This window comes from Janthinobacterium sp. GMG1 (assembly GCF_034427795.1).
In the GTDB taxonomy this organism is placed as follows: domain Bacteria; phylum Pseudomonadota; class Gammaproteobacteria; order Burkholderiales; family Burkholderiaceae_D; genus Janthinobacterium.
This window is the reverse complement of the sequence record NZ_JAXQNT010000007.1, coordinates 165,902-189,661: the sequence shown is the minus strand read 5'-3', so window position 1 is coordinate 189,661 and position 23,760 is coordinate 165,902. Positions and strand designations below refer to the sequence as shown.

Here is a 23,760-nt window from a genome sequence, read left to right as displayed (position 1 = left end):
CGTTACCTGACGCAGCTTAGATATATGCGGGCACTAAGCAATGCTTGTGCTCGATATGATATTCAAATTCTTCACGGAAATTCTTAATGAAGGCCCGTACCGGCATGGCAGCCGCATCGCCCAGCGCGCAAATAGTGCGGCCCTGGATGTTGTCGGCGATCGAGTTGAGCATGTCCAGGTCGTCTGGACGACCCTGCCCCTGCTCGATGCGGTGCACCATGCGGTACATCCAGCCTGTGCCTTCACGGCAAGGCGTACACTGGCCGCACGATTCTTCAAAGTAGAAGTAGGACAGGCGTTCCAGCGCCTTTACCATGCAGCGTGTTTCGTCCATCACGATGACGGCGCCCGAACCCAACATCGAACCGGCTTTCGCGATCGAGTCGTAGTCCAGGTCGGTCTGCATCATGATGTCGCCGCGGATCACCGGAGCGGACGAACCGCCAGGGATCACGGCCTTGATCTTTTTGCCACCGCGCATGCCGCCTGCCAGTTCCAGCAGGGTCGCAAACGGGGTGCCGAGCGGCACTTCGTAGTTGCCCGGTTTTTCCACGTCGCCCGAGATCGAGAAGATCTTCGAACCGCCGTTGTTCGGCTTGCCCATCGCCAGATATTTCTCTGGACCAATGTTCAGCACGAAAGGCACGGCCGCGAAGGTTTCCGTGTTGTTGATCGTCGTCGGCTTGCCGTACAGGCCAAACGAGGCAGGGAAAGGCGGCTTGAAGCGCGGCTGGCCTTTCTTGCCTTCCAGCGATTCGAGCAGGGCCGTTTCTTCGCCGCAGATGTAGGCGCCATAACCATGGTGCGCGTGCAACTGGAACGAGAACTCGCTGCCCATGATCTTGTCACCGAGGAAACCGGCGGCGCGCGCCTCTTCCAGCGCTTCTTCGAAACGCAGGTATTCCTGGAAGATTTCACCGTGGATATAGTTGTAGCCCACGGTGATGCCCATCGCATAAGCGCCAATGGCCATGCCTTCGATCAGGGCATGGGGATTGTAACGAATGATGTCGCGGTCCTTGAAAGTGCCCGGTTCGCCTTCATCTGTATTGCAGACGAGGTATTTCTGGCCCGGGAACTGGCGCGGCATGAAGCTCCACTTCAAGCCGGTAGGGAAACCCGCGCCGCCACGGCCGCGCAAGGACGAAGCCTTGAGGTCGGCGATGATCTGTTCCGGCGTGATTTTCTCTTCCAGGATACGCCGCAGGGCGCTGTAGCCGCCGCGGTTCACATAATCTTGCAAATGCCAGTTCTTGCCATCCAGATCCTTCAGGATCAATGGATCGATATGGCGGTTGTGGAGTGACGTCATTTCTTGAGTTCCTCCAGCATGGCGTCGATTTTCTCGTTCGACATCCAGCTGCACATGGTTTTATTACTGACCAGCAAGACAGGCGCATCGCCGCAAGCACCCATGCACTCGCCCTCAACCAGGGTGAACTGGCCGTCTGCGGTGGTTTCGCGGAAATCGATGCCCAGTTTCTGCTTCAGGTAGTCTGCAGCGCGCACGCCGCCCGACAGGGCGCATGGCAGGTTGGTGCACACAGTGATCTTGTGCTTGCCCACGGGTTTCACGTTGTACATATTGTAGAACGTGGCCACTTCCTGCACGGCAATCGCCGGCATGCCGATGTAATCGGCCAGTTCCTTCATGGTTTCCGGCGCCAGCCAGCCCAGTTCATCCTGGGCATGGGCCAGCGCGGCCATGACGGCCGACTGACGCTGGTCGGCCGGATACTTGGCCAGCTCGCGGTCAATTTTCTTATAGCATTGCTCTGATAACAACATACTTTTTGCCTCTTAGCGGTCAATACTGCCGAACACGATATCTTGCGTCCCGATGATGGTCACGGCGTCGGCAAGCATGTGCCCACGCGCCATCTCGTCGAGCGACTGCAAGTGGGCGTAGTCTGGCGCGCGCAGTTTCATGCGGTACGGCTTGTTGGCGCCATCGGACACCAGGTACACGCCGAACTCGCCCTTCGGATGTTCCACGGCACTGTAGGCCTCGCCTGGCGGCACGTGGAAACCTTCCGTGAACAGCTTGAAGTGGTGAATCAGCGATTCCATGTTGGTCTTCATGTCGACGCGGCCCGGAGGCGCCACCTTGCGGTTGCTGGTCATGACAGGACCTTCATTGTTGCGCAGCCACTCCACGCATTGCTTGATGATGCGGTTCGACTGGCGCAGTTCTTCCACGCGGACCAGGTAGCGGTCGTAGCAATCGCCGTTGGTGCCGATAGGAATGTCGAAGTCCATCAGGTCGTACACTTCGTACGGCTGTTTCTTGCGCAAGTCCCACTGCACGCCCGAGCCGCGCAGCATGGCGCCCGTAAAGCCCATGGCCAGCGCATCTTCCGGCGAGACCACGCCGATGCCGACGGTACGCTGTTTCCAGATACGGTTGTCGGTCAGCAGGGTTTCGTACTCGTCCACGGAATTCGGGAAACGGCGCGCGAAGTCTTCGATGAAGTCCAGCAGGGAACCCTGGCGGTTTTCATTGAGTTTGCCGATGGCCTTGGCGTTGCGGATGATCGACGCCTTGTGCTGCGGCATCGCGTCCGGCAGGTCGCGGTACACGCCGCCCGGACGGTAGTAGGCCGCGTGCATGCGCGCGCCCGAGACTGCCTCGTAGGCGTCGAACAAGTCTTCGCGGTCGCGGAAGCAATACAGGAACGGGCCCATGGCGCCAACGTCCAGCGCGTGGGTGCCGAGCCACATCAGGTGATTCAGGATGCGCGTCATCTCGTCGAACATGACGCGGATGTATTGCGCGCGCAGCGGCACTTCCAGGCCCAGCATCTTTTCGATGGCCATCACGTACGCATGTTCATTGCACATCATCGACACATAGTCGAGACGGTCCATGTACGGCACGGATTGCAAATAGGTCTTCTGTTCGGCCAGCTTTTCGGTGGCGCGGTGCAGCAGGCCGATATGCGGGTCGGCGCGCTGGATGACTTCGCCATCCATCTCCAGCACCAGGCGCAGCACACCGTGCGCGGCCGGATGCTGTGGCCCAAAGTTCAGGGTGTAGTTCTTAATCTCAGCCATTATTTCATCCCGTAATGTTCTTCGCGGATCACGCGCGGCACGTTTTCCCGCGGCTCGATCGTCACGGGCTGGTAAATCACGCGCTTTTGTTCCGGATCGTAGCGCATCTCGACATAGCCGGAGACGGGGAAATCCTTGCGGAACGGATGGCCGATGAAACCGTAGTCGGTCAGCAGGCGGCGCAAGTCGTTGTGGCCTTCGAAGAGGATGCCCAGCAGGTCGAATGCTTCGCGCTCGTACCAGTTGACGGCGCGCCAGATGCTCACCACGGAGGGCAGCAGCGGCATGTCGTCGTCCGGCGCGAACACGCGCACGCGCACGCGCCAGTTGTGCTTGACCGACAGCAAGTGCGAAACGGCCGCGAAACGCAGGCCATCCCAGCTACCGTCGCCATAGGTCGAGTAGTCGACGCCGCACAGGTCGAGCATTTGCTCGAAATGCAGGGCCGGATCGTCGCGCAGGGTCTGCATCACGGCCAGGTAGTCCTCGGCCTTGACGACCAGAGTGACTTCGCCCAGCGCAACCGTCGTGCTAACGCGATCGCCCAGGGCAGTGCCGAGGGCGTTTTGCAATACTTCTAAATGTGTTGTCATAATCTGAAGCGACCCGGTTAGCGTGCGATCGTGCTGGTACGCTTGATCTTGTTCTGCAACTGCATGATGCCGTACAGCAAGGCTTCAGCGGTCGGAGGACAGCCAGGCACATACACGTCGACGGGCACGATGCGGTCGCAACCGCGCACCACGGAATAGGAGTAATGGTAGTACCCGCCGCCATTGGCGCAGGAACCCATCGAGATAACCCAGCGTGGCTCCGCCATCTGGTCGTAGACCTTGCGCAGGGCCGGCGCCATCTTGTTGCACAGGGTGCCGGCAACGATCATGACGTCGGACTGACGCGGCGACGGACGAAACACGACGCCGAAACGGTCCATATCGTAGCGGGCAGCGCCCACATGCATCATTTCGACCGCACAGCAGGCCAGACCGAACGTCATCGGGAACATAGACCCGGTGCGCGCCCAGTTGATCAGCTTGTCGGCCGAGGTGGTGATGAAACCTTCGCTTAATACGCCTTCAATAGCCATGGCTTATTCCCAGTCAAGGGCACCTTTCTTCCAAATGTACCAAAATCCGACCACGAATTCAGCGATGAACACCATCATCGTGACGAAACCGGCCCAGCCCAGGTCGCGCATTGCAACGCCCCATGGGAAAAAGAATGCCGTTTCCAGATCGAACAAAATAAACAGGATTGCGACCAGATAGTAGCGCACATCAAATTTCATGCGCGCGTCTTCGAATGCTTCAAAGCCACATTCGTACGGGGAGAGTTTTGCTGCGTCGGGCTTGTTAGGGCCTAACAGGCGCCCCAGGAGCTGGGGAGCGATACCGACACCAAGGCCGATAATAATGAACAGCAGGACGGGGAAGTAATTTTCGAGGTTCACGATTGATGAGCTTATATTGAACGATCGGTTAAATGAGGACGCTGCGATCATTTGCAGCGTATCTAACGCACGATCCCAATCAAAGCTAAGACCAGGATCGAACGACACATCCTCGTAAAAAAAGCCAGCAACTTTGTACGAGCCATGGCTCGTGCGCCGTTGCTGGCTTCTGATTTCTGGTGCCGACGACGAGACTCGAACTCGTACAGCTTGCGCCACTACCCCCTCAAGATAGCGTGTCTACCAATTTCACCACGTCGGCGGTAAGGCCCGTATTCTACTCTGCTTTGCCGCTAAAGTTAATGCACAAATGCATCAAAACACAGATAAAAACGATAAATTTTTACATCTTCCAGCGCGTCACGATTTTTTCCTGCCGCGCTGCTGAAACATTGAGCAATAATCTGCCCGTAATGAGAATTACTCTCGATGAGGTATCGAGCTGAACCAGAATTACTTCGGAATCGCGCCGGCCGGGGTGCTGGCAACCGGTGCCGCCGCTGCCGGAGCGCTGGCTGCCGGTGCCGCAGGCACCGTCGTCGGGATCGCGCCCGCGCCGGTGACCGGCACTGGCTTGACGACTTTATCCATCACGCCGCCGCCGACCGTCGTGGCGCGCTGATTCGCCATCAGCGACAGGGCCAGGGTGGCGCCGAAGAAGATCGCGGCGGCAACGCCCGTCGATTTCGACATGAAGTTCGACGAACCCGTCGCACCGAACAGGCTGCCCGAGGCGCCCGAACCGAAGGCGGCGCCCATGTCGGCGCCCTTACCGTGCTGCAACAACACCAGCGCGATAATCGACAATGCCGAAATAACCTGTACTACCACTACCAGATTGAACATCATGTTCATTGCAATTCCATTCTTAGTTTAAAGTAATTCAATCAGCGGCGTGAATAATCGCCAGGAAATCCGCCGCCTTCAATGCTGCTCCACCGATCAGACCGCCATCGATATCCGGCATCGCCATCAATTCTTTTGCGTTCTCCGGCTTCATGCTGCCGCCGTACAGGATCTGCACGCCGGTCGCTGCTACCGCATTCTTTGCCACCAGCTGGGCGCGCAATACCTGATGCACGTCCTGCGCCATTTGCGGCGTGGCCGTCTTGCCCGTGCCGATGGCCCAGACTGGCTCATAGGCCAGCACCAGTTTCGCCACGTCGTCGGCGGAAATCGCCGCCAGCACGGCGCCCAGTTGCTGCGCCACCACGGCATTGGTCTGGCCCGCTTCGCGCTGCGCCAGGGTTTCGCCGATGCAGACGATAGGCGTGATGCCCGCCGCCAGCGCCGCAACCGTCTTGGCCGCCACCTGCGCATCGCTCTCGCCATGGTAGGCGCGGCGCTCGGAATGCCCGATCACCACATAGCCGCAGCCAAAATCCTGCAGCATGGCGGTCGAGATTTCTCCCGTGTAGGCGCCGCTGGCGTGCGCCGAGACATCCTGCGCACCCCAACCAAGGGTCGTGCCTGCCAATTGCGCCTGGCACTGCGCCAGATACGGCGCAGGCACACAGACGGCGCTGGCGGCGCCAGAGGCAGCCAGGCCAGCAACTATTTCAGACAATAACACCGCGTTCGAGGTGCGACTGCCGTTCATTTTCCAATTTCCGACGACGAGTTTGCGACGCATAGTAGCCTAAATTCTAATAACCCGTCATTCTAACTCCGGCACCGATGCCGGTCAAACAGGCAGTGCCCCGTTTCAAACAACTTGCAACATGATCTTGCCCACGTGCGTGCTCGCCTCCATCAAGGCATGCGCCTCGTTGGCTTTTTCCAACGGGAAAGTTTTATAGATCACGGGCTTGATCTTGCCCGCCTCGATCAGCGGCCAGACGGTCGTGCGCAAATGGTTCGCGATGGCCGCCTTGAAGGCCACGGAACGGGGACGCAGGGTGGAACCCGTCACCGTCAGGCGGCGGCGCAGCAAGGTGCCCAGGTCCAGCTCCGCCTTGGTGCCACCCTGCACGGCGATCAGGCCGATGCGGCCGTCGTCGGCCAGGCAGCTGATCTCGCGCGGCAGGTAGTCGCCGCCCACCATGTCGAGGATGACGTCGACGCCCTTGCCACCGGTCAATTCCTTGACGACGGCGACGAAATCTTCCGTGCGGTAATTGATGCCCCGTTCGGCACCCAGCGCCTCGCAGGCGCGCGCCTTTTCGTCGCTGCCGGCCGTGGCGAAGACGCGATGCCCGAGGGCGGCCGCCAATTGAATGGCCGTCACGCCGATGCCGGACGTGCCGCCCTGCACCAATAACGTTTCACCATCGGCCAGCGCGCAGCGGTCGAAGACATTGCTCCAGACGGTAAAGAAATTTTCCGGCAGGGACGCACCTTCCATCGCCGTCAAGCCTTGCGGCAGCGGCAGGCACTGGCCGGCGGGCGCGGCGCAGTATTCGGCATAGCCGCCACCCTGCACCAGCGCACAGACCAGGTCGCCTTTTTTGAATTCAGTGTTGCTGAAATCGCCATCGACGACTTCGCCCGCCACTTCCAGGCCCGGCAAGTCGGAGGCGCCGGCGGGCGGCGCATATTTGCCCAGGCGTTGCAGCACGTCGGGACGGTTGATGCCGGCCGCGTGCACCTTGATCAGCAGCTCTCCGGCTTTGAAGGCGGGAACGGGAGACTCGACGATCTGCAAAACGTCGGCGGGACCTGGCTGGCTGATGGCAACTGCACGCATGGCGGGACTCTTTCAAGGGAAAACGGCGATTGTACGCCAAGCCGCCCTCCCCTGCAGACCACCGCCGCTCTTAACCGGCGCCCGTCTTCGACTGGCGCGGCAAGGGCGTGCCCGGCTTCCATTTCGCCGACAGGGCTTGCCCTTCCTCGACTTGCTCATGCGTCATCTTGCGCACCACGGCGGCGCGCTGGTCGGCCGCATTTGCGTTGCCATTCGCGGCCGCCAGATTCCACAGCATGTAGGCGATGACGTTGTCCTGCTGCACGCCGCCCATGTGGTAGCGGTACATCAGGCCCAGCACCTGCTGCGCTTCGGCATGGTTCTGCTCGGCCGCCTTGCGGAACCAGCCTACGGCCTGTTTATGGTCCTGCAGCACGGCGTTGCCCGTGTAATACATGGCGCCCACCACATACTGGGCGTCGGCCTTGCCCTGCTCGGCCGCCTTGCGGTGCCAGAACATGGCTTGCTTGTAATCCTGCGGCAAACCCCGCCCCATGTAATACATCAAGCCCAGCAAATGCTGGGCATCGGCGTTGCCGGTCTTAGCTAGTGGCAATATTTCCTTGTAGGCTAGCGTGTAATTCTTGTTGTTATAGGCACTGGCGCCTTCGGCGAAACCAGCCCGCGCGGGTAGCTGTATCGTCAACAGCATGAGTAAGGTAATGATCAGTTTTTTCATCGGAATGGGATGTGGTCTGACTACTTATTATTGTTCTGCCGAAAGCCTGCGGCAGGATGCTTTTACTTCCAGCTGACTTTGCCCAGGCCCTCGACGCTGACATCGCGGTTGGTTGGCTTGCCGTACACCACCACCGAACCGAGCCCGCTCAAGTTCAGCTTGGCATTCGTATGGGCATTCACCGTGGCGTTGCCAAGGCCGCTCAATTCCAGGTTGACGGCGTCGGCTTCGAATTGCTGCGCATTCAGGCTGCCCAGGCCGCCCAGGCTGGCTTTCAGGAGTCGTCCGCGTCCGCCCAGCACGACCGAGCCCGCGCCCTGCAAGTCCAGCTCGGCCCGCTCATTGTTGCCTATCCATAGTTGCATGCTGCCCACACCGCCCAGACTGGCATTCAGCTTGCGGTAGTCGCCCACCAGCTTGATGCTGCCCGCCCCTTCCAGCGACAGGGTCAGTTCCTCGCCCTTGAAACCCGTGATATCCGTGCTGCCAAAGCCTTCCGAACTGACTTCGCGCAAATTCGGCAGCACCAGGTCGGCGCGGATCGATGAAGGGCCGATCTTGAAGCCGCGCACTTCCGTTTCGATGTGCAGGGTATCACCGCTTTGCGCCGTGCTGACATCGGCGATATAGCGTTTGTCGGCCGTAATGCTCAGCGAAGGCACGTTGCCCTGGCGAATGCGTACTTCCATCACGCCATCGAGCTTGACGCGCACCACGCGGGCGTCGATGTTGCGCATTTCCAGCAGGCGGGTCTCGGCGGCCGCGCCGCGCACCAGGCCCAAAGTCGCCAGGAACAACAGCGCCAGTTGCAGTGTCTTTTTCATGTAGTGCATCCTCGGTATCTTGTTTTTATGTCTCGCGGCGCCCTCGTGGGGCTTGCGCGCATCGCCACTGGCTGCCACTGTAGCAGCAGCAAAAATTGCTGACAATCAATTATGCGAAACGGGCTTTTTCGGTAGCGCTCAGGCGCTTGGCCTTGACCACCACCACGTGCATGGCAGCCGTGTCCGCTGGCGCAGCCAGGGTGGCCGTGGAACTGGCCACTTGCAGGGCCGGGGCGGCCGGGGCAGTGGCGTAGCAGCTGGCGCCGAGCAGGATGGCGGCGGCAACGGCGATGACTTCCATGTTTTTAGCGACGTTCATGTGAATCTCCTCGGGTGTCTGGCAGTGGGCTTGCGGTATGGTGTGACTATAGCCATACCGCCCCCGGCAGACACGCCGATTGCGACGAACTGCGCTTTTGGCAGGCTGGCCTGACAAAAACGCGGATGAACGTGCAGATCGCTACTCGCCTTCTTAAAACTCTTCCCACTCGTCGGCGCCGGACTTGGCCGCCTTGACGGACTTGGCCGGCGACGGCGCGCGGACCGGCGCACGCGGCGCAAGGGCACGAACGGCTGGCTTCGCCTTTAGACGCGTCACGGGCGCGGATGCCGCGGCAGGCGCATCACCCAGACGGAACATGCCGACGGCTTGCGCCAGATCCACGGCCTGTTCCTGCAGGCTTTCCGCGGCGGCGGCGGCTTGCTCGACGAGGGCCGCATTTTGCTGCGTCATGGTATCCATGTGCGTGACGGCCGTATTGATCTCGCCGATGCCGGCGCTCTGTTCGCGGCTGGCCACCGTGATCTCGCTCATGATGGTCGTCAATTGCTGCACCGATGCCACCACCTGGTCCATGGTCTGGCCCGCTTCATCGACAAGGCGCCCGCCGGCATCCACTTTCTCCACCGAATCGCCAATCAACTCCTTGATTTCCTTCGCCGCGCCAGCGGAGCGTTGCGCCAGGTTGCGCACTTCGGACGCCACGACGGCAAAACCCCTGCCCTGCTCGCCCGCGCGCGCCGCCTCGACGGCCGCGTTCAGGGCCAGGATATTCGTCTGGAAGGCGATGCCGTCGATCACGCCGATGATGTCGACGATTTTGCGCGAGCTTTCCTGGATGCCGGCCATGGTGCCCACCACTTGCTGCACCACCCTGCCGCCCTTGGCCGCCACTTCCGAGGCGGACATGGCCAGCTCATTGGCCGCATGCGCGTTTTCCGCATTCTGCTTGACGGTCGACGTCAGCTCATCCATCGAACTGGCCGTTTCTTCCAGCGCACCCGCCTGCGCTTCCGTGCGCGAGGACAGGTCGGCATTGCCGGCGGCAATATCGGCCGATTCGCTGCGCACCAGGGTGCTGATGCTGCGGATCTGCACCAGCACGGTGGCAATCTTTTCGACGAACAAGTTAAATGCCTTGGCGATCTGCGCCAGCTCGTCCGAACCTTGCGCGTCGAGGCGGCTGGTCAGGTCTCCATCGCCCGTGGCGATCGCTTCCATCGCATCGCGCACCAGGCCCAGGCGGCGCAAGGCGTGTGCCACCAGCACGCTCAATACCGTGGCGGCCAGGGCCAGCACCAGCAAGGCCGTCAGGGCCGACGCGCGCAGCATGGAGGTCAATGCTTGCGTCGCTTCTGCGCGGTCGAGCACGGTAGCCAGCAGCCAGTCGCTGCCCGGCACTTTACTCACATGCAAGATGCCATTGCGTTCGCCCAGGCGAATGGCGGCGCCGTCACCGCTCTTTTCGATATCGGCCAGCGCCTGCGCACTGAGGCCAGGGTCCAGCTCGGCCAGGGGCTTCAGGGTCAGCTTGCCGTCCGGGTGGGCGATGATCTTGCCGCCGCCATCGACGAGGAAGGCATAGCTGGACGCCGTCGGCTTGATCGAGGCGACGTTTTGCACCACCGCATCCATCATCACGTCGGCCGCCATCACGCCCGTCACGCTGCCCTTGCCGCCCAGCGGCTCGGCAAACGTCACCACCAGCTTGCCCGTGCTGGCGCCGATATACGGCGCCGTAATGATGGGGCCGCCCACCTCGGACGCCAGCTTGTACCAGGGGCGCGCCGTGGGATCATAGTCGGCGGCGCGCTTGCGCTCCTGCGAAAAGACGGCGTGCTTGTCGGCAAAGCCGATATACGCCATGTCGAAGGTACCGGCCTGCTCGGCCGCCTTCAGGGCGGGCAGCGGGTCGGCCGCCGTGGCGCCCTGCTTGAGCGAGCCCACGACGGCTTGCTTGGAACGCAGCCATTCGGCGATGGCCGCGGCATGGCTGTGCGACAACTGCAACATCTGCGTGTCGAGCGCGGCCAGGGTGCTGGAGCGCGTAGTGAAGAAATTGGCGATGGCGACGGCCAGCATGGCCAGCACGACGATGGAAACGGCGATGGCGATCAGCCGCGCCTTAAGGGAGGACAACATGGTGCATCCAATAAAAAAGAGAAAATCGGGAGGGATGCGCCATGGTCGATGAATAAGATTTTGTCGTCAAGCAATACTGACAGTCAATTACCCATAAACAACAATTGATACCATATATTAATTACAGCTCGCCGCGCAGCTTGCGCAAGGCCGGCGATTCGCCGCCCGTGGCCTCGATGCGGAAACGGGCAAATGCCTGCTCCAGCTCGGGGTACTGGCGCAAGCCGCCTTCCGTAAAATAACGCCCGCCGGGGATATCGCCCCACGGCAGGGGCGTCGTCAAGGCCCCGCTGCCCGCCAGTGCCAGCAGCGGCTCGAGCGCGCTGCGCAGGTCGGCCACCTCCCCGTCGGCCGACGCCAGGCGGGCCAGCCATTGTTCCAGTTCGGCGGCATGGGCTTGCAAACGTTGTTGATCCATTATCACTCCTCAATTCTTGATCGTGCCGATCAGCACGGGCGCCGACCACAGGCTGCGGTTGGGCAGCAGATATTGCTGTGCCCCGCCACGGCGCCGCACCAGCCCGCCCAGCTCTTGCGTCGGCGCCACCTGGCTGACGAACACGTTGACAGTGCCCTTGGGCATGATCTGATACACATCATACAGCGGCGCCTCGCTCTTCAAGGGCAAGCCGAAACAGTCGGCCAGGGTGGCGCAGCGGCTAGATGCCTGCTGCAATTGCGCGCTGGTGGTGAAATACGGCGAGTACGGAGACACATTCTGGCCATGCGGCACGATTTTTACCAATGCGGCCGACATGGCTTGCAAGTCGGGCAAGGTACTGCCGGAAGCGAGCTGCTCGACCGCGCGCGCGTAAATCGTCTCGGCCGGGGCAGCAGGATCGGCGGCGCGCAGTTCGCGCAGGAACTGCTGCCCTGCCCCACTATCGAGATAGGGATCGATCGCTTCGCGCTGCAAGCCCGCCGTCTTGAAGGTGCTGAGGTCATTGATTTCGCGCGCATGCACGGCGCGCAAGACGTCGAGGTCTTGCCCCGGCATGGCCGCGGACGCGGCGGCGATGGGGATGGGCAACGGCACCGGCGTCGGTGCGCTGTCCAGCTGCGCCCGGACACCGGGCGCGACGGCAAGCAGAAAGGCGGCGGCCAGCCCGCAGAATGTGCGCATGCTGCATCTCCTTGGAAGACTCGTTCAGGGGAATATCCCCTCCCGAATCTACAAGGCGCGGCGGCGGCCGATACGCGCTGCATCAAGGTCGATGCACAATCCGGCATCCACCTTCGATACAGCGCAAACAAGGCGCAAAAAAACCGCCAGGGCTTGCGCGCTGGCGGTTTTGATCATGCGGCCGAGGCCGCAGTCAGGCGAATCTGAAGGAAATTAAGCGGCTGGCGCTTCGTTGCCTTCGGCAGCTTTCATCGACAGTTTCAGGCGGCCGCGATCGTCCGTTTCCAGAACCTTGACGCGGACCAGCTGGCCTTCTTTCAGGTAGTCGGCCACGGCGTTGACGCGCTCGTTGGCGATCTGCGAGATGTGCAGCAGGCCGTCCTTGCCTGGCATGACTTGCACGATGGCGCCGAAATCCAGCAATTTCAGCACGGTGCCTTCGTAGGTCTTGCCCACTTCGACGGAAGCGGTCAGTTCTTCGATGCGGCGCTTGGCTTCCTGGCCGGCAGCAGCGTCGACGGAAGCGATGGTGACCACGCCTTCGTCGCTGATGTCGATCTGGGTGCCCGTCTCTTCGGTCAGCGCGCGGATCACGGCGCCGCCCTTGCCGATCACGTCACGGATTTTTTCCGGGTTGATCTTGATGGTGATCAGACGCGGTGCGAAATCGGACAGTTCGGTTTTGACGTGCGGCATGGCTTTTTGCATTTCGCCCAGGATGTGCTCGCGGCCTTCTTTGGCTTGCGCCAGTGCCACTTGCATGATTTCCTTGGTGATGCCCATGATCTTGATGTCCATCTGCAGCGCCGTGATACCGTTGCGGGTACCGGCTACCTTGAAGTCCATGTCGCCCAAGTGATCTTCGTCGCCCAGGATGTCGGACAGCACGGCAAACTTGCCGCCTTCCTTGATCAGGCCCATGGCGATACCTGCCACGTGTTCTTTCATTGGCACGCCGGCGTCCATCAGTGCCAGGCAGCCGCCGCAGACGGAAGCCATCGACGAGGAACCGTTCGATTCCGTGATTTCCGATACCAGACGCACCGAGTAGCTGAACTCTTCAGCTGCCGGCAGGGCGGCGATCAACGCGCGCTTGGCCAGGCGGCCGTGGCCGATTTCGCGGCGTTTCGGCGTACCGACACGGCCAGTTTCGCCGGTGGCGAACGGAGGCATGTTGTAATGCAGCATGAACGAATCGGTGAACTCGCCCATCAGTGCATCGATCTTCTGGCTGTCGCGGGCGGTGCCCAAAGTTGCCACGACCAGCGCTTGCGTTTCGCCGCGCGTGAACAGGGCCGAACCGTGGGTGCGTGGCAGCACGCTGGTGCGGATCGAGATCGGACGCACGGTGCGCGTGTCGCGGCCGTCGATGCGTGGCTCGCCGTCCAGGATTTGCGTACGCACGATTTTCGCTTCGATGTCGAACAGGATGTTGTTCACTTCAGCGCTATCGATGGACGCGCCGCCGGCAGCAGCCGCTTCAGCCGACAGGTCGGCGATCACTTCCGACGTCGCTGCTTTCAGCTTGGCCGTACGTTCTTGCTTGTCCTTGGTTTGATACGCGTCATTGATCTTGGCGTTGGCGAAATGCGCGACGCGGGCGATCAGTGCTTCGTTTTTCGGCGCAGGCGCCCATTCCACTTCCGGCTTGCCGCCGTCACGCACCAGATCGTGAATCGCGTCGATGACAACTTTCATCTGGTCGTGGCCGAAAACCACGGCGCCCAGCATGATTTCTTCGGACAGCTGTTTCGCTTCCGATTCGACCATCAGCACGGCCGTTTCGGTACCGGCGACAACCAGGTCCATTTCCGACGTTTTCAGTTGCTGGACGGTCGGGTTCAGGATGTACTGGCCATTCGCGTAACCGACGCGCGCGGCGCCGATAGGACCATTGAAAGGCACGCCCGATACGCACAGGGCAGCCGAAGCGCCGATCATGGCGGCGATGTCCGGATCGATTTCCGGGTTGACCGACAGCACGTGAATGATGACTTGCACTTCATTCAGGTAGCCTTCCGGGAACAGCGGACGGATAGGACGGTCGATCAAACGGGATGTCAGTGTTTCTTTTTCGGAAGGACGGCCTTCGCGCTTGAAAAAACCGCCCGGGATTTTACCGGCAGCATAGGTTTTCTCAACATAATCAACCGTCAAAGGGAAGAAATCCTGGCCTGGCTTGGCATCTTTGCGTGCCACTACCGTTGCCAGAACGACGGTATCTTCGATCGACACCAGCACTGCGCCGGATGCCTGACGTGCGATTTCGCCGGTTTCCAGGGTCACTTGGTGTTGACCGTACTGGAAGGTTTTCGTAACTTTGTTAAACATGGGGTATCCCTTTTCTAATTGCCGACAGATTTTCAGGGGCTGTCGTTCACCTCACCACAGGCGGCAGAAACATCGTTGCCACCTTTACTACTTTACTTTTAAAACATGATATCGGTAGAGAATACTGCACTTACCGATAAAAATCCGGAATTCAAATGACAAAATGCCCGCGTCAGCGAACTGGCGCAGGCATTTCTGTATAAACCTTGTACGGCAAAAATTACTTGCGCAGACCAAGTTTAGCGATCAGGTCGCGATAACGGGTAGCGTCTTTAGCCTTCAGATAGGACAACAGGCTCTTACGACGGTTGACCATCATGATCAGGCCGCGGCGGGAGTGGTGATCTTTCGAGTGGGCTTTGAAGTGGCCGTTCAGTTCGTTGATGCGAGCTGTCAGCAGTGCAACTTGCACTTCAGGGGAGCCGGTGTCGTTTTGACCACGTGCGTTGTCCGCGATGATAGCGGCTTTGTTGATGTTTTCTACTGTCATGATAAACCTTTCACATGCGGTGCACAGAGTCTGAACCCTATCCACCGTGAACTACGATTATTAAAATACTGGCCTATGCTTCCAACCAGACGCGCAAGTATATCGGAAAAATGCCCGCCTGTATCCTGCCGTGCGCGCTTTTCTCGGTGCATGATAGGGTTTTCCTGCATTTCAGGAGGTCAAACATGAAAAAACTGCTCAAATCAGCAACACCGCTGCTGTTTGCCGTGCTGGCCGGCTGCGCCAGCTGGAACGCTCCGCCGCCGCAGCCGGGTGAACCGCGCGCCGCAGTGGAAGCGCGCCTGGGCCGGCCAAGCAATATCTATCAACTGCCCACGGGTGCGGAACTCGAATACGCGACGGGTCCGTACGGCCAGTACACGTATATGGCCCGCTTCGGCCCCGACGACAAGTTGATTTCCTACGAGCAAGTGCTCGACACGCCCGGCTTTGCCCGCATCAAGGTGGGCGTGTCGACCCAGCAAGACGTGCTGCACACCCTGGGCCGCCCGACGGAAACCTCGTATCTGTCGCTGCCGAAACTGCACGTCTGGTCTTACCGCTACAAGGAATCGGGCGTGTGGGATTCCATGATGCACGTGCACTTCGACCATGACGGCATCGTGCGCATGATGATGAACGGACCCGATCCGGCCAAGGAAGAGCGGCGCTTCTTCTGGTAGTTAGCGCCCCCTCACGGCTGGGGATCGATCCGCTCATCCTTGGCGTGTAATTTGTTCAATGCCGACAAATACGCCTTGGCCGACGCCACGATGATGTCCGGGTCGGCGCCCACGCCGTTGACGATACGCCCGTCGCGCGACAGCCGCATCGTCACTTCGCCCTGCGACTGAGTGCCAGTGCTGATGGCATTGACGGAGAACAAGACCAGCTCCGCGCCGCTGGCGGCCGCGCTTTCGATGGCGTTCACCGTCGCGTCGACGGGGCCGTCGCCCTGCCCTTCGCAGCTGCGCTGCACGCCGCCGACGAGAAATTCCACGCGCGCATGGGGCACGGCGCCCGTCGTCGACTGCTGTGTCAGGGAAATGAAACGGTAGTGCTCACTCTCCTGCGCCTGCTGTTCCTCGCTGACGAGGGCCATGATGTCTTCGTCGAAAATCTCGGATTTCCGGTCCGCCAGCTCCTTGAAGCGCAGGAAAGCCGCGTTGACTTCCCCCTCGGATTCCAGCGCGATACCCAGCTCGTGCAGCCGCTGCTTGAAGGCATTGCGCCCCGACAGTTTGCCGAGGACGATCTTGTTGGCCGTCCAGCCCACGTCTTCGGCACGCATGATTTCATACGTTTCCCTCGCCTTCAAGATGCCGTCCTGGTGGATGCCGGACGCGTGCGCGAAGGCGTTCGCGCCGACGACGGCCTTGTTCGGCTGCACGGCAAAACCCGTGATCTGCGACACCATTTTGGACGCGGCCACGATCTGCGTCGTATCGATGCCCACCGTCAGGTTGTAATAGGCGGCGCGCGTGCGCAGCGCCATCACCACCTCTTCCAGCGCCGTGTTGCCGGCCCGCTCACCAAGGCCATTGACGGTACACTCGATCTGCCGCGCGCCGCCGATCATGACGCCGGCCAGCGAATTGGCCACAGCCAGGCCCAGGTCGTTATGACAATGGACAGACCAGATGGCTTTATCGGAGTTTGGTATGCGTTCGCGCAAGCGCTTGATGGTGGCGCCAAAGATTTCCGGCACGGCATAACCCACGGTATCGGGGAAATTGATGGTGGTGGCGCCCTCGGCGATCACGCCTTCCAGCACGCGGCAGAGAAAATCCTCGTCCGAGCGGCTGCCGTCTTCGGGGCTGAATTCGATATCGTCCGTGAACTGGCGCGCGTAGCGCACGGCGTTTTGCGCCTGCGTAAGCACTTGCTCTGGCGTCATGCGCAGCTTGATCTGCATGTGCAGGGGCGAAGTGGCGATAAACGTGTGGATGCGCTTGCGCTCGGCCGGCTGCAGCGCTTCGGCGGCGCGGGCGATGTCGCGGTCGTTGGCGCGCGACAGCGAGCAGATGGTGGACTCGCGCACGGCGCCGGCAATCGCCCGTATCGACTCGAAGTCGCCCTGCGAGGCGGCGGCGAAGCCCGCTTCGATCACGTCGACCTTCAGGCGTTCGAGCTGCTTGGCGATGCGCAGCTTTTCCTCGCGCGTCATGGAAGCGCCCGGCGATTGCTCGCCGTCGCGCAAGGTGGTGTCAAAAATGATGAGTCGGTTGCTGGTGCTCATGGCTGCTCCTGGCTGGCTGAAGACTGGCGACGCTACCGACTCAGCGCATCAATGCTCGGGGTCGGTCTGGATGATGCTGACGGGCTTGCCCTTCGCCATGCGCCAGAAAAACACGGCGTAGCCGGACAGGCCATAGGCGACGAAAATCGGGAACAGCACTTTCGGCGGGTCGATGGAAATGAGCGCGAAGAACAATGCCAGCAGGAATACCACGATAAAGGGCACGGACTTGCGGAAATTCACATCCTTGAAACTGTAGAACGGCACGTTGGTGACCATCGTCAAGCCGGAGAACAGGGCGATCGTCCACGAGACCCAGGCCAGCTGGTTGCCGGCAAATTCCAGGTCGTTCATCAGCAGGATGAAGCCGGCCACCATGGCGGCGGCCGCCGGGCTGGGCAAGCCCTGGAAGAAGCGCTTGTCGACCACGGCGATATTCGTGTTGAAGCGGGCCAGGCGCAAGGCGGCGCCGGCGCAATACACGAAGGCGGCCAGCCAGCCCAGCTTGCCCATGCCGCGCAGCGACCATTCATAGATCACCAGCGCCGGCGCGGCGCCGAACGAGACCATGTCGGACAGGCTGTCGTACTGGGCGCCGAATTCGCTCTGCGTATTCGTCAGGCGCGCGATGCGGCCGTCGAGGCCGTCGAGGATCATGGCGATGAAGATGGCCCAGGCCGCGTGTTCGAATTTCTGGTTCATGGCCATGACGATGGCGTAGAAGCCGCAAAACAGGGCTGCCGTCGTGAAGGCATTCGGCAACAGATAGATGCCGCGGCGGCGCAAGGTTTTCTTGCCAGTACCCTCGGTCACCGGCTGGCGCACGAATTTGCTGAAGCGGGACGCTTTGGATGCTGCGGGAGTGCCGTTCTTGCCTCTACGACGGGGGAAGTTTGCCATGTTGTTCCATATCTTGTGTACTGCGGGGGATTCGGTGCCAGATGGCAGGCGCATTCGTCTTGCGGCATGCGCCTGCCGATGTTGCCATTATAGAGGAGCCACCGCCAAAGAAAAGCGCGGCGGCGTCAAGCCGGCAATATTGACGCCTGCTCAAGCATTATTTGAACTTGATCTTGGCCACCAGGCCCATGTTGAGGGTCGTTTCGCCTGCCTCGAAGCTCGGCTCGGCGACCTGGTTGCCGCCATAGCCCATGGAGTCGGCGCTCATGTTGCGCGCGCCGGCCACGCTGACGCGCTGCGCGTAATTGCCCGAGCCTTCGAAATCGATGGTGTCGATCACGGCGTCATTGACAGTGCGGCCCATGGCGCCGGCGATGGCGGCCACGCGCTCGTTGAGGTTCTTGTAGGCGGCGGCGATGCGCTGGTCGTCGAGCTTGCGGATGGTGGCGGGCGCCAGGCCGAAGTTCAGGCGGTTCAGGGTCAGCACGCCTTGCGCCGCGGAAACGGTTTTCGGCAAGGCAGCCAGATTGGTCGTCGTTACCTGCAGATACTGACCCACACGCCAGCCGGTCGGCACTCTAGGCTTGGCCGCGACGCCTGGCGGCAGGGGCGCCGTTTCCGGGTACACGGCATACGTGTAGTAGCCCTGGGTCTTCAGCACGGCTTGCGGATCGGCTTTCTTGACGATGGCCGCGCCCTGGTTCATCTTCTGGTTCACGCGCGAGGCGGCGGCAACCTTGTCCTTGTCCTGCTCTTCGATGGCCAGGGTGACAGTCACCTGGTCGTTCGCATGCACCACTTCGCCATTCGCGGGCACCACCACGAGGGTGCCGGAAGTGGGCAAGGTTTGGGCTTGGGCACCCAGGGCAATGGTAGCGGCGGCGGCAGCCAGCAGCGATTTCATGACGGTCATAATGTTCTCCTGGAAAATAATGGGGCAAAAACAACCATGGGGCCAATAGCCCCATGATTATTAAAACATTTCAATGTGGAATACTTCCACATTGGCGAGCTTACTTGTGCTTACTTGAACTTGACCTTGCCGACGACACGCATGTCGAGCGTCGTTTCGCCCGGCTCGAAGCTCGGTTCTGCAACGGTGCTGTCTTCGGCCATCTTGGCGCTGCGCATCATCATCGGTGCGGCGGCAGCACGGTTTTCGGTGACATAGTTGCCCGAACCTTCGAAGTCCACCGTATCGAGCACGGCGTCGGAAACGTTGCGGCCCATGGCCTTGGCGATGGCGGCCACGCGCTCGTTCAGGTTTTTATACGTGGCGGCGATGCGCTGGTCGTCCAGCAGGCGGATGGTTTCCGGCTTCAGGCCGAAATTCAAGCCATTCAGGGTCAGCACGCCTTGCGCCGCCGACACGGTTTTTGGCAAGGACGCCAGATTGGCCGTCGTCACTTCCAGATACTGGCCGACACGCCAGGCCGTAGGCAAACGCGGCTTGGCCACGGCGCCGGCCGGCAATGGGCGCTCTTCCGGGTACACGGGATAGGTGTAGTAGCCGTACGATTTGAGTGCCGCCGACGGGTCGGCCTGCTTGACGATGGCGATGCCCTTGTTCATCTTCTGGTTGACTCTCGACGCGGCGGCAGCCTTGTCCTTGTCCTGTTCTTCGACGGCCAGGGTAGCGACCACCTGGTCATTGACATGCTTGACTTCGCCAAATGCGGGTACGACCACCAGAGTGCCGTTGGTTGGCAAGGTTTGAGCTTGTGCGCTCAGGGCAACGGTCGCTGCGGCGGCAACAAGGACGGATTTCATCACGGTCATGGGGGTACTCCTAGGTAGTTAATGTGGCTGACAGCCCGCGAAAGGGACGCTTTTGCCATCCCTTTCGCCTGAGAAACTTGTCAAACTGTGTAGATTCTAACGCCTCATTCATTCCTGTGGCGCAAATTAACAAATCGTCACAAAATGTGCTTGCCAGTCACATCTGCTCACATTTCAACACACTGTCATCATAAATAACAATGTTATTAGTGGCCTACGACTGCGCCACCGCGGCGCCGGCCCGGCTTGAAACTGTGGCGGTGCGCGCGCCAGGCGATGGTCAATGCCACCAGCAGCAAGGCCAGCATGGCCCACGGGAACGATGCCGCGCCATAGCCGTCGAGCAGCAAGCCGCCCGCCAGGCCGCCGCCCGCGATGGCCACGTTCCAGATGGTCGCCACCATCGCTTGCGCCACATCCATGCCGTCGCCGGCCGCGTCCGCCGACGCCGTCTGCAGCAAGGTGCCGGCGCCGCCGAAGGTGATGCCCCAGATGGCCATGCTGACATAGATCACGGCAGGCGAGTCCATCGCCAGGCCCAGCGCCACCATCACGAGGGCCAAGGCGGCGATGCAGCCCAGCACGAGCGGACGCAGCCAGCGGTCGATCAGCTGGCTGACCAGCCAGATGCCGGCCAAGGAACCCACGCCATACACGAGCAACACCAGGTCAACGCGGGGGCGCAAGCCGGACGGCGCCAGGAACGGCGCGATATAGGTATACAGAATGTTATGCGCCAGCATCCAGGCGACGATGACAAACAGAATCGGCCGCACGCCCGGCGTCAGGAACACCTGGCGGATCGACAGGCGCTCGCCATTCTTTTGCCCAGGGTAATCGGGCACAACCAGCAACACCCACGCGACCAGCACCACGGCCAGGCCCGACATGATGCCGAAGATGCTGCGCCAGCCCAGCACGCCGCCCATCAGGGTGCCCAGCGGTACGCCCAGCGACAGGGCCAGCGGCGTGCCGATCATGGCAATGGCCATCGCCCTGCCCTGCTGTTCGACGGACACCATGCGGCGCGCGTAGCCCGCCATCAAGCCCCAGGCCAAGCCTGCGGCCATGCCGGTGACGAAGCGCGAGGCCAGGGCGACCATATAGTTGGGCGACAGGGCTGTCGCCGTATTGAAGATCAAGAAACCGATGATGGCCAGCAGCAAGACATTGCGCCGGCGCCAGCCACTCGTCAGGGCCGTCAGGGGAATCGCCGTCAGGATGGAACCGATGGCGTAGACGGTCACCAGTTGGCCCGTCATGACTTCGGAAATATTGAGGTCACGGGCAATCTGCGGCAGCAAGCCGGCCGGCAAGGTTTCCGACAGGAGGGCGAGAAACGCCGTCATGGCCAGGGCCAGCAAGGCCAGGACGGGAAGCCGTTCGGAAATGGAAGATTCGGCAGTGCCCGGCATGGGTACTGTGGCGGTAATGCGGTCAGTCATAGGGGTCCTTCAGGTTGCGCAAGCGGCTGATCAATTAGCGCCTGGCGTGCTACAAAAGCGGTGATGCGCGTTGCGGTCGGCAGATACCGAAACAGATGCAGTCCACAGGAAACTGCAAAGGAAGGGCGGAATTATATAGGAATATAAAAAGACAGGAGGCGGGCGAAAAGCGTGCGCGCCAAGACAGCCGTGCTCAAGCTGGCGTCATGCACGCATCATTGGCTGCCTTGCGTGGCGAAAACCAGGCATTCGATTTCGGACTGTACAGGAAGGCGCAGATGACGGCGAACAGGAGCGCGCCAGGCACGACGTGCATCTTGACCGGCAAGGTCGCCAGGCACAGCGCAATGTCGATCACGCCCCACACCAGATACACGGTGCGCGCGCCACGCTGCCTTTGCAGCATGGCCAGCGCTGCCACCAGGTTAATGCCCATGCTAAAGATCAAAATCGCGTATTGCGCCTCGGCGGGAATCACGCTGTGCCCCATTCCGGCCAGCATGGCGGGATCGTTGCGGCCGAGGTAGGACGATACCAGCGCTGACAGCGAGCCGAAGACCAGAAACCAGCAGCTGATGGTCACCAGGAAGGGGCGCTTGACCACATGAAGATTCCCGACAAAAACTTTAGAAAAAACAAGCATGATGCTGACGGTAGGATTGAATGGGCCTGATTGTAACGGATGTTGCTTGCAAAACGATGCGCATAAAAAAAGCCGGCTTGCGCCGGCTTCTTGCAAGGAACGATAACTGCTTAGTTCTTCGACTGGTCAACCATCTTGTTCTTGGCGATCCAAGGCATCATGGCGCGCAGTTTCGCGCCCACTTCTTCGATCTGGTGCTCGGACGTCAGGCGGCGGCGCGAGATCAGGGTCGGTGCGCCTGCCTTGTTTTCCAGGATGAAGCTCTTCGCGTATTCGCCCGTTTGAATGTCTTTCAGGCATTGACGCATCGCATCCTTGGTGGCCGACGTCACAACCTTAGGGCCGGTCACGTATTCGCCGTATTCGGCGTTGTTCGAGATCGAGTAGTTCATGTTGGCGATGCCGCCTTCATAGATCAGGTCGACGATCAGCTTCAGTTCGTGCAAGCACTCGAAGTACGCCATTTCAGGCGCGTAGCCCGCTTCCGTCAGGGTTTCGAAACCGGCCTTGATCAGTTCCACGGCACCGCCGCACAGCACGGCTTGTTCGCCGAACAGATCCGTTTCGGTTTCTTCACGGAAATTCGTTTCGATGATGCCGGCACGGCCGCCGCCGTTGGCCGAGGCGTACGACAGGGCGATATCGCGGGCGATGCCCGATTTGTCCTGGTACACGGCGATCAGGTGGGGCACGCCGCCGCCCTGGGTGTAGGTGGCGCGCACGGTGTGGCCTGGGGCTTTCGGCGCGACCATGATCACGTCCAGATCGGCGCGTGGCACGACTTGGCCATAATGCACGTTGAAGCCGTGGGCGAAGGCCAGTACGGCGCCTTGCTTGGCAAACGGGGCGATGTTTTCGTTGTAGACCTGGGCGATGTTTTCATCTGGCAGCAAGATCATGATGACGTCGGCCGCTTTCACGGCGTCGTTGACTTCCGCCACTTTCAGGCCAGCTTGCTCGACCTTGGTCCACGAAGCGCCCCCCTTGCGCAGGCCGACGGTGACGTTGACGCCCGAGTCGTTCAGGTTTTGTGCGTGCGCGTGGCCTTGCGAACCGTAGCCGATGATGGCAACGTTTTTGCCTTTGATCAAGGAGAGGTCAGCGTCTTTGTCGTAAAAAACTTTCATGGTATTTCCTATAATTTGATGATGCGTTGTTGTTTTAAATGCGGCGCCAGGGCCGCTTAGTACTACTAGTCTTTTTATACTTTGAGGATGCGTTCGCCGCGGCCGATGCCGGAACCACCCGTGCGGACGGTTTCCAGGATGGCGGCGCGGTCGATCGAATCGATGAACGCGTCGAGCTTGACCTTGTTGCCGGTCAGTTCGATCGTGTACGTCTTTTCGGTGACATCGATGATGCGGCCACGGAAGATATCGGCGGTGCGCTTCATTTCCTCGCGCTCCTTGCCCACGGCACGAACCTTGATCAGCATCAACTCGCGTTCGATATGCTGGCCTTCGGTCAGGTCCACCACCTTCACCACTTCGATGAGGCGGTTCAAGTGCTTGGTGATCTGCTCGATGATGTCGTCCGAGCCGCTGGTGACGATGGTCATGCGCGACAGGGTCGAGTCTTCCGTCGGCGCCACGGTCAACGTTTCGATGTTGTAACCGCGTGCCGAGAACAGGCCCACCACGCGCGACAGGGCGCCCGCTTCGTTTTCCAGCAAGACAGAAATAATATGGCGCATGA

The 23,760-nt window shown here is 60.7% G+C and carries 26 protein-coding genes and 1 tRNA gene; 1 reads left to right on the top strand and 26 read right to left on the bottom strand.

The features are described 5' to 3' along the window. Positions 1-16: 16 nt before the first annotated feature. The 18 genes from nuoF to rpsO form a co-directional block, all read right to left on the bottom strand. On the bottom strand, positions 17-1,312 hold the full coding sequence (nuoF, locus tag SJI03_RS19410; protein ID WP_010399729.1) for an NADH-quinone oxidoreductase subunit NuoF: 1,296 nt from the start codon (positions 1,310-1,312) through the stop codon (positions 17-19). Beyond that, on the bottom strand, positions 1,309-1,788 hold the full coding sequence (gene nuoE, locus SJI03_RS19405; protein WP_034749989.1) for an NADH-quinone oxidoreductase subunit NuoE: 480 nt from the start codon (positions 1,786-1,788) through the stop codon (positions 1,309-1,311). The genes nuoF and nuoE overlap by 4 nt, the downstream gene beginning before the upstream one ends. A 12-nt stretch (positions 1,789-1,800) precedes the next feature. After that, the gene (locus SJI03_RS19400; RefSeq protein ID WP_034749992.1) at positions 1,801-3,054 is read right to left on the bottom strand and encodes an NADH-quinone oxidoreductase subunit D; all 1,254 of its coding nucleotides are present in this window, start codon (positions 3,052-3,054) and stop codon (positions 1,801-1,803) included. Then, positions 3,054-3,647 (bottom strand): NADH-quinone oxidoreductase subunit C, encoded by a 594-nt coding sequence (locus SJI03_RS19395; RefSeq protein ID WP_099378293.1) that lies wholly within the window; start codon positions 3,645-3,647, stop codon positions 3,054-3,056. Before SJI03_RS19395 ends, SJI03_RS19400 begins: the two co-directional genes overlap by 1 nt. 17 nt (positions 3,648-3,664) lie before the next feature. After that, positions 3,665-4,141, bottom strand: coding sequence for a NuoB/complex I 20 kDa subunit family protein (locus SJI03_RS19390; RefSeq protein ID WP_010399733.1), 477 nt, complete (start codon positions 4,139-4,141; stop codon positions 3,665-3,667). Between the two features lie 3 nt (positions 4,142-4,144). Then, complete coding sequence (locus tag SJI03_RS19385) at positions 4,145-4,504, bottom strand: NADH-quinone oxidoreductase subunit A (RefSeq protein WP_010399734.1); 360 nt, start codon at positions 4,502-4,504, stop codon at positions 4,145-4,147. 177 nt (positions 4,505-4,681) lie between these two features. Further along, positions 4,682-4,766 (bottom strand) — tRNA-Leu (locus SJI03_RS19380). A gap of 191 nt (positions 4,767-4,957) precedes the next feature. Further along, positions 4,958-5,359 (bottom strand): preprotein translocase subunit SecG, encoded by a 402-nt coding sequence (gene secG / locus SJI03_RS19375; protein ID WP_035820525.1) that lies wholly within the window; start codon positions 5,357-5,359, stop codon positions 4,958-4,960. Positions 5,360-5,387: 28 nt separating this feature from the next. Continuing rightward, entirely contained in the window at positions 5,388-6,137 is a 750-nt protein-coding gene (tpiA, locus tag SJI03_RS19370; protein WP_322428257.1) for a triose-phosphate isomerase, read from the bottom strand. Between the two features lie 72 nt (positions 6,138-6,209). After that, positions 6,210-7,190, bottom strand: a complete 981-nt coding sequence (locus SJI03_RS19365) for an NAD(P)H-quinone oxidoreductase (protein WP_322428256.1) — start codon at positions 7,188-7,190, stop codon at positions 6,210-6,212. A gap of 70 nt (positions 7,191-7,260) precedes the next feature. After that, positions 7,261-7,869 (bottom strand): tetratricopeptide repeat protein, encoded by a 609-nt coding sequence (locus tag SJI03_RS19360; RefSeq protein ID WP_099378290.1) that lies wholly within the window; start codon positions 7,867-7,869, stop codon positions 7,261-7,263. Positions 7,870-7,931: 62 nt separating this feature from the next. Next, positions 7,932-8,693 (bottom strand): GIN domain-containing protein, encoded by a 762-nt coding sequence (locus tag SJI03_RS19355; protein ID WP_322428255.1) that lies wholly within the window; start codon positions 8,691-8,693, stop codon positions 7,932-7,934. A gap of 109 nt (positions 8,694-8,802) precedes the next feature. Further along, on the bottom strand, positions 8,803-9,012 hold the full coding sequence (locus tag SJI03_RS19350) for a hypothetical protein (RefSeq protein WP_322428254.1): 210 nt from the start codon (positions 9,010-9,012) through the stop codon (positions 8,803-8,805). A 153-nt stretch (positions 9,013-9,165) separates the two neighbouring features. After that, entirely contained in the window at positions 9,166-11,115 is a 1,950-nt protein-coding gene (locus tag SJI03_RS19345; RefSeq protein ID WP_322428253.1) for a methyl-accepting chemotaxis protein, read from the bottom strand. A 121-nt stretch (positions 11,116-11,236) separates the two neighbouring features. After that, a complete protein-coding gene (locus SJI03_RS19340; RefSeq protein ID WP_099378287.1) occupies positions 11,237-11,533 on the bottom strand; it encodes a hypothetical protein in 297 nt (98 codons plus the stop codon). Positions 11,534-11,542: 9 nt separating this feature from the next. Next, positions 11,543-12,238 (bottom strand): hypothetical protein, encoded by a 696-nt coding sequence (locus tag SJI03_RS19335; RefSeq protein ID WP_322428252.1) that lies wholly within the window; start codon positions 12,236-12,238, stop codon positions 11,543-11,545. A gap of 213 nt (positions 12,239-12,451) precedes the next feature. Continuing rightward, entirely contained in the window at positions 12,452-14,569 is a 2,118-nt protein-coding gene (gene pnp / locus SJI03_RS19330; protein ID WP_010399742.1) for a polyribonucleotide nucleotidyltransferase, read from the bottom strand. Positions 14,570-14,789: 220 nt separating this feature from the next. Continuing rightward, positions 14,790-15,059, bottom strand: a complete 270-nt coding sequence (rpsO, locus tag SJI03_RS19325) for a 30S ribosomal protein S15 (protein WP_010399743.1) — start codon at positions 15,057-15,059, stop codon at positions 14,790-14,792. 185 nt (positions 15,060-15,244) lie between these two features. Between rpsO and bamE the strand changes: the two genes are divergently transcribed. Next, positions 15,245-15,742 (top strand): outer membrane protein assembly factor BamE domain-containing protein, encoded by a 498-nt coding sequence (gene bamE / locus SJI03_RS19320; protein WP_322428251.1) that lies wholly within the window; start codon positions 15,245-15,247, stop codon positions 15,740-15,742. Positions 15,743-15,753: 11 nt separating this feature from the next. Here bamE and SJI03_RS19315 read toward each other — a convergent pair whose 3' ends face one another. The 8 genes from SJI03_RS19315 to ilvN all read right to left on the bottom strand — a co-directional run bounded on the left by SJI03_RS19315 (position 15,754) and on the right by ilvN (position 23,758). After that, the gene (locus SJI03_RS19315) at positions 15,754-17,298 is read right to left on the bottom strand and encodes a 2-isopropylmalate synthase (RefSeq protein WP_322428250.1); all 1,545 of its coding nucleotides are present in this window, start codon (positions 17,296-17,298) and stop codon (positions 15,754-15,756) included. 48 nt (positions 17,299-17,346) lie between these two features. Further along, entirely contained in the window at positions 17,347-18,198 is an 852-nt protein-coding gene (pssA, locus tag SJI03_RS19310) for a CDP-diacylglycerol--serine O-phosphatidyltransferase (protein WP_099378283.1), read from the bottom strand. Between the two features lie 157 nt (positions 18,199-18,355). Continuing rightward, entirely contained in the window at positions 18,356-19,111 is a 756-nt protein-coding gene (locus tag SJI03_RS19305) for an SIMPL domain-containing protein (protein ID WP_278316551.1), read from the bottom strand. Between the two features lie 110 nt (positions 19,112-19,221). Then, complete coding sequence (locus tag SJI03_RS19300) at positions 19,222-19,977, bottom strand: SIMPL domain-containing protein (RefSeq protein WP_099378281.1); 756 nt, start codon at positions 19,975-19,977, stop codon at positions 19,222-19,224. Positions 19,978-20,183: 206 nt separating this feature from the next. After that, positions 20,184-21,422, bottom strand: a complete 1,239-nt coding sequence (locus SJI03_RS19295; RefSeq protein WP_322428249.1) for an MFS transporter — start codon at positions 21,420-21,422, stop codon at positions 20,184-20,186. 193 nt (positions 21,423-21,615) lie between these two features. After that, positions 21,616-22,026, bottom strand: coding sequence for a hypothetical protein (locus SJI03_RS19290; protein ID WP_322428248.1), 411 nt, complete (start codon positions 22,024-22,026; stop codon positions 21,616-21,618). Positions 22,027-22,175: 149 nt separating this feature from the next. Next, positions 22,176-23,192, bottom strand: a complete 1,017-nt coding sequence (ilvC, locus tag SJI03_RS19285) for a ketol-acid reductoisomerase (RefSeq protein WP_034750044.1) — start codon at positions 23,190-23,192, stop codon at positions 22,176-22,178. Between the two features lie 74 nt (positions 23,193-23,266). Continuing rightward, positions 23,267-23,758: an acetolactate synthase small subunit gene (ilvN, locus tag SJI03_RS19280; protein ID WP_010399754.1), complete on the bottom strand. Its 492-nt coding sequence runs from the start codon at positions 23,756-23,758 to the stop codon at positions 23,267-23,269. Positions 23,759-23,760 lie beyond the last annotated feature (2 nt).

Excerpts from the sequence above, each read along its gene's own strand:
- ilvN (WP_010399754.1), bottom strand. The coding sequence starts at position 23,758 with ATGCGCCATATTATTTCTGTCTTGCTGGAAAACGAAGCGGGCGCCCTG.
- ilvC (WP_034750044.1), bottom strand. The coding sequence starts at position 23,192 with ATGAAAGTTTTTTACGACAAAGACGCTGACCTCTCCTTGATCAAAGGC.
- nuoE (WP_034749989.1), bottom strand. The coding sequence starts at position 1,788 with ATGTTGTTATCAGAGCAATGCTATAAGAAAATTGACCGCGAGCTGGCC.
- SJI03_RS19365 (WP_322428256.1), bottom strand. The coding sequence starts at position 7,190 with ATGCGTGCAGTTGCCATCAGCCAGCCAGGTCCCGCCGACGTTTTGCAG.
- pnp (WP_010399742.1), bottom strand. The coding sequence starts at position 14,569 with ATGTTTAACAAAGTTACGAAAACCTTCCAGTACGGTCAACACCAAGTG.
- SJI03_RS19390 (WP_010399733.1), bottom strand. The coding sequence starts at position 4,141 with ATGGCTATTGAAGGCGTATTAAGCGAAGGTTTCATCACCACCTCGGCC.
- SJI03_RS19305 (WP_278316551.1), bottom strand. The coding sequence starts at position 19,111 with ATGACCGTCATGAAATCGCTGCTGGCTGCCGCCGCCGCTACCATTGCC.
- bamE (WP_322428251.1), top strand. The coding sequence starts at position 15,245 with ATGAAAAAACTGCTCAAATCAGCAACACCGCTGCTGTTTGCCGTGCTG.
- SJI03_RS19400 (WP_034749992.1), bottom strand. The coding sequence starts at position 3,054 with ATGGCTGAGATTAAGAACTACACCCTGAACTTTGGGCCACAGCATCCG.
- SJI03_RS19295 (WP_322428249.1), bottom strand. The coding sequence starts at position 21,422 with ATGACTGACCGCATTACCGCCACAGTACCCATGCCGGGCACTGCCGAA.
- nuoF (WP_010399729.1), bottom strand. The coding sequence starts at position 1,312 with ATGACGTCACTCCACAACCGCCATATCGATCCATTGATCCTGAAGGAT.
- rpsO (WP_010399743.1), bottom strand. The coding sequence starts at position 15,059 with ATGACAGTAGAAAACATCAACAAAGCCGCTATCATCGCGGACAACGCA.
- SJI03_RS19335 (WP_322428252.1), bottom strand. The coding sequence starts at position 12,238 with ATGCGCACATTCTGCGGGCTGGCCGCCGCCTTTCTGCTTGCCGTCGCG.
- secG (WP_035820525.1), bottom strand. The coding sequence starts at position 5,359 with ATGAACATGATGTTCAATCTGGTAGTGGTAGTACAGGTTATTTCGGCA.
- SJI03_RS19340 (WP_099378287.1), bottom strand. The coding sequence starts at position 11,533 with ATGGATCAACAACGTTTGCAAGCCCATGCCGCCGAACTGGAACAATGG.
- SJI03_RS19360 (WP_099378290.1), bottom strand. The coding sequence starts at position 7,869 with ATGAAAAAACTGATCATTACCTTACTCATGCTGTTGACGATACAGCTA.
- SJI03_RS19350 (WP_322428254.1), bottom strand. The coding sequence starts at position 9,012 with ATGAACGTCGCTAAAAACATGGAAGTCATCGCCGTTGCCGCCGCCATC.
- SJI03_RS19355 (WP_322428255.1), bottom strand. The coding sequence starts at position 8,693 with ATGAAAAAGACACTGCAACTGGCGCTGTTGTTCCTGGCGACTTTGGGC.
- SJI03_RS19300 (WP_099378281.1), bottom strand. The coding sequence starts at position 19,977 with ATGACCGTGATGAAATCCGTCCTTGTTGCCGCCGCAGCGACCGTTGCC.
- pssA (WP_099378283.1), bottom strand. The coding sequence starts at position 18,198 with ATGGCAAACTTCCCCCGTCGTAGAGGCAAGAACGGCACTCCCGCAGCA.
- tpiA (WP_322428257.1), bottom strand. The coding sequence starts at position 6,137 with ATGCGTCGCAAACTCGTCGTCGGAAATTGGAAAATGAACGGCAGTCGC.
- SJI03_RS19345 (WP_322428253.1), bottom strand. The coding sequence starts at position 11,115 with ATGTTGTCCTCCCTTAAGGCGCGGCTGATCGCCATCGCCGTTTCCATC.
- SJI03_RS19395 (WP_099378293.1), bottom strand. The coding sequence starts at position 3,647 with ATGACAACACATTTAGAAGTATTGCAAAACGCCCTCGGCACTGCCCTG.
- SJI03_RS19315 (WP_322428250.1), bottom strand. The coding sequence starts at position 17,298 with ATGAGCACCAGCAACCGACTCATCATTTTTGACACCACCTTGCGCGAC.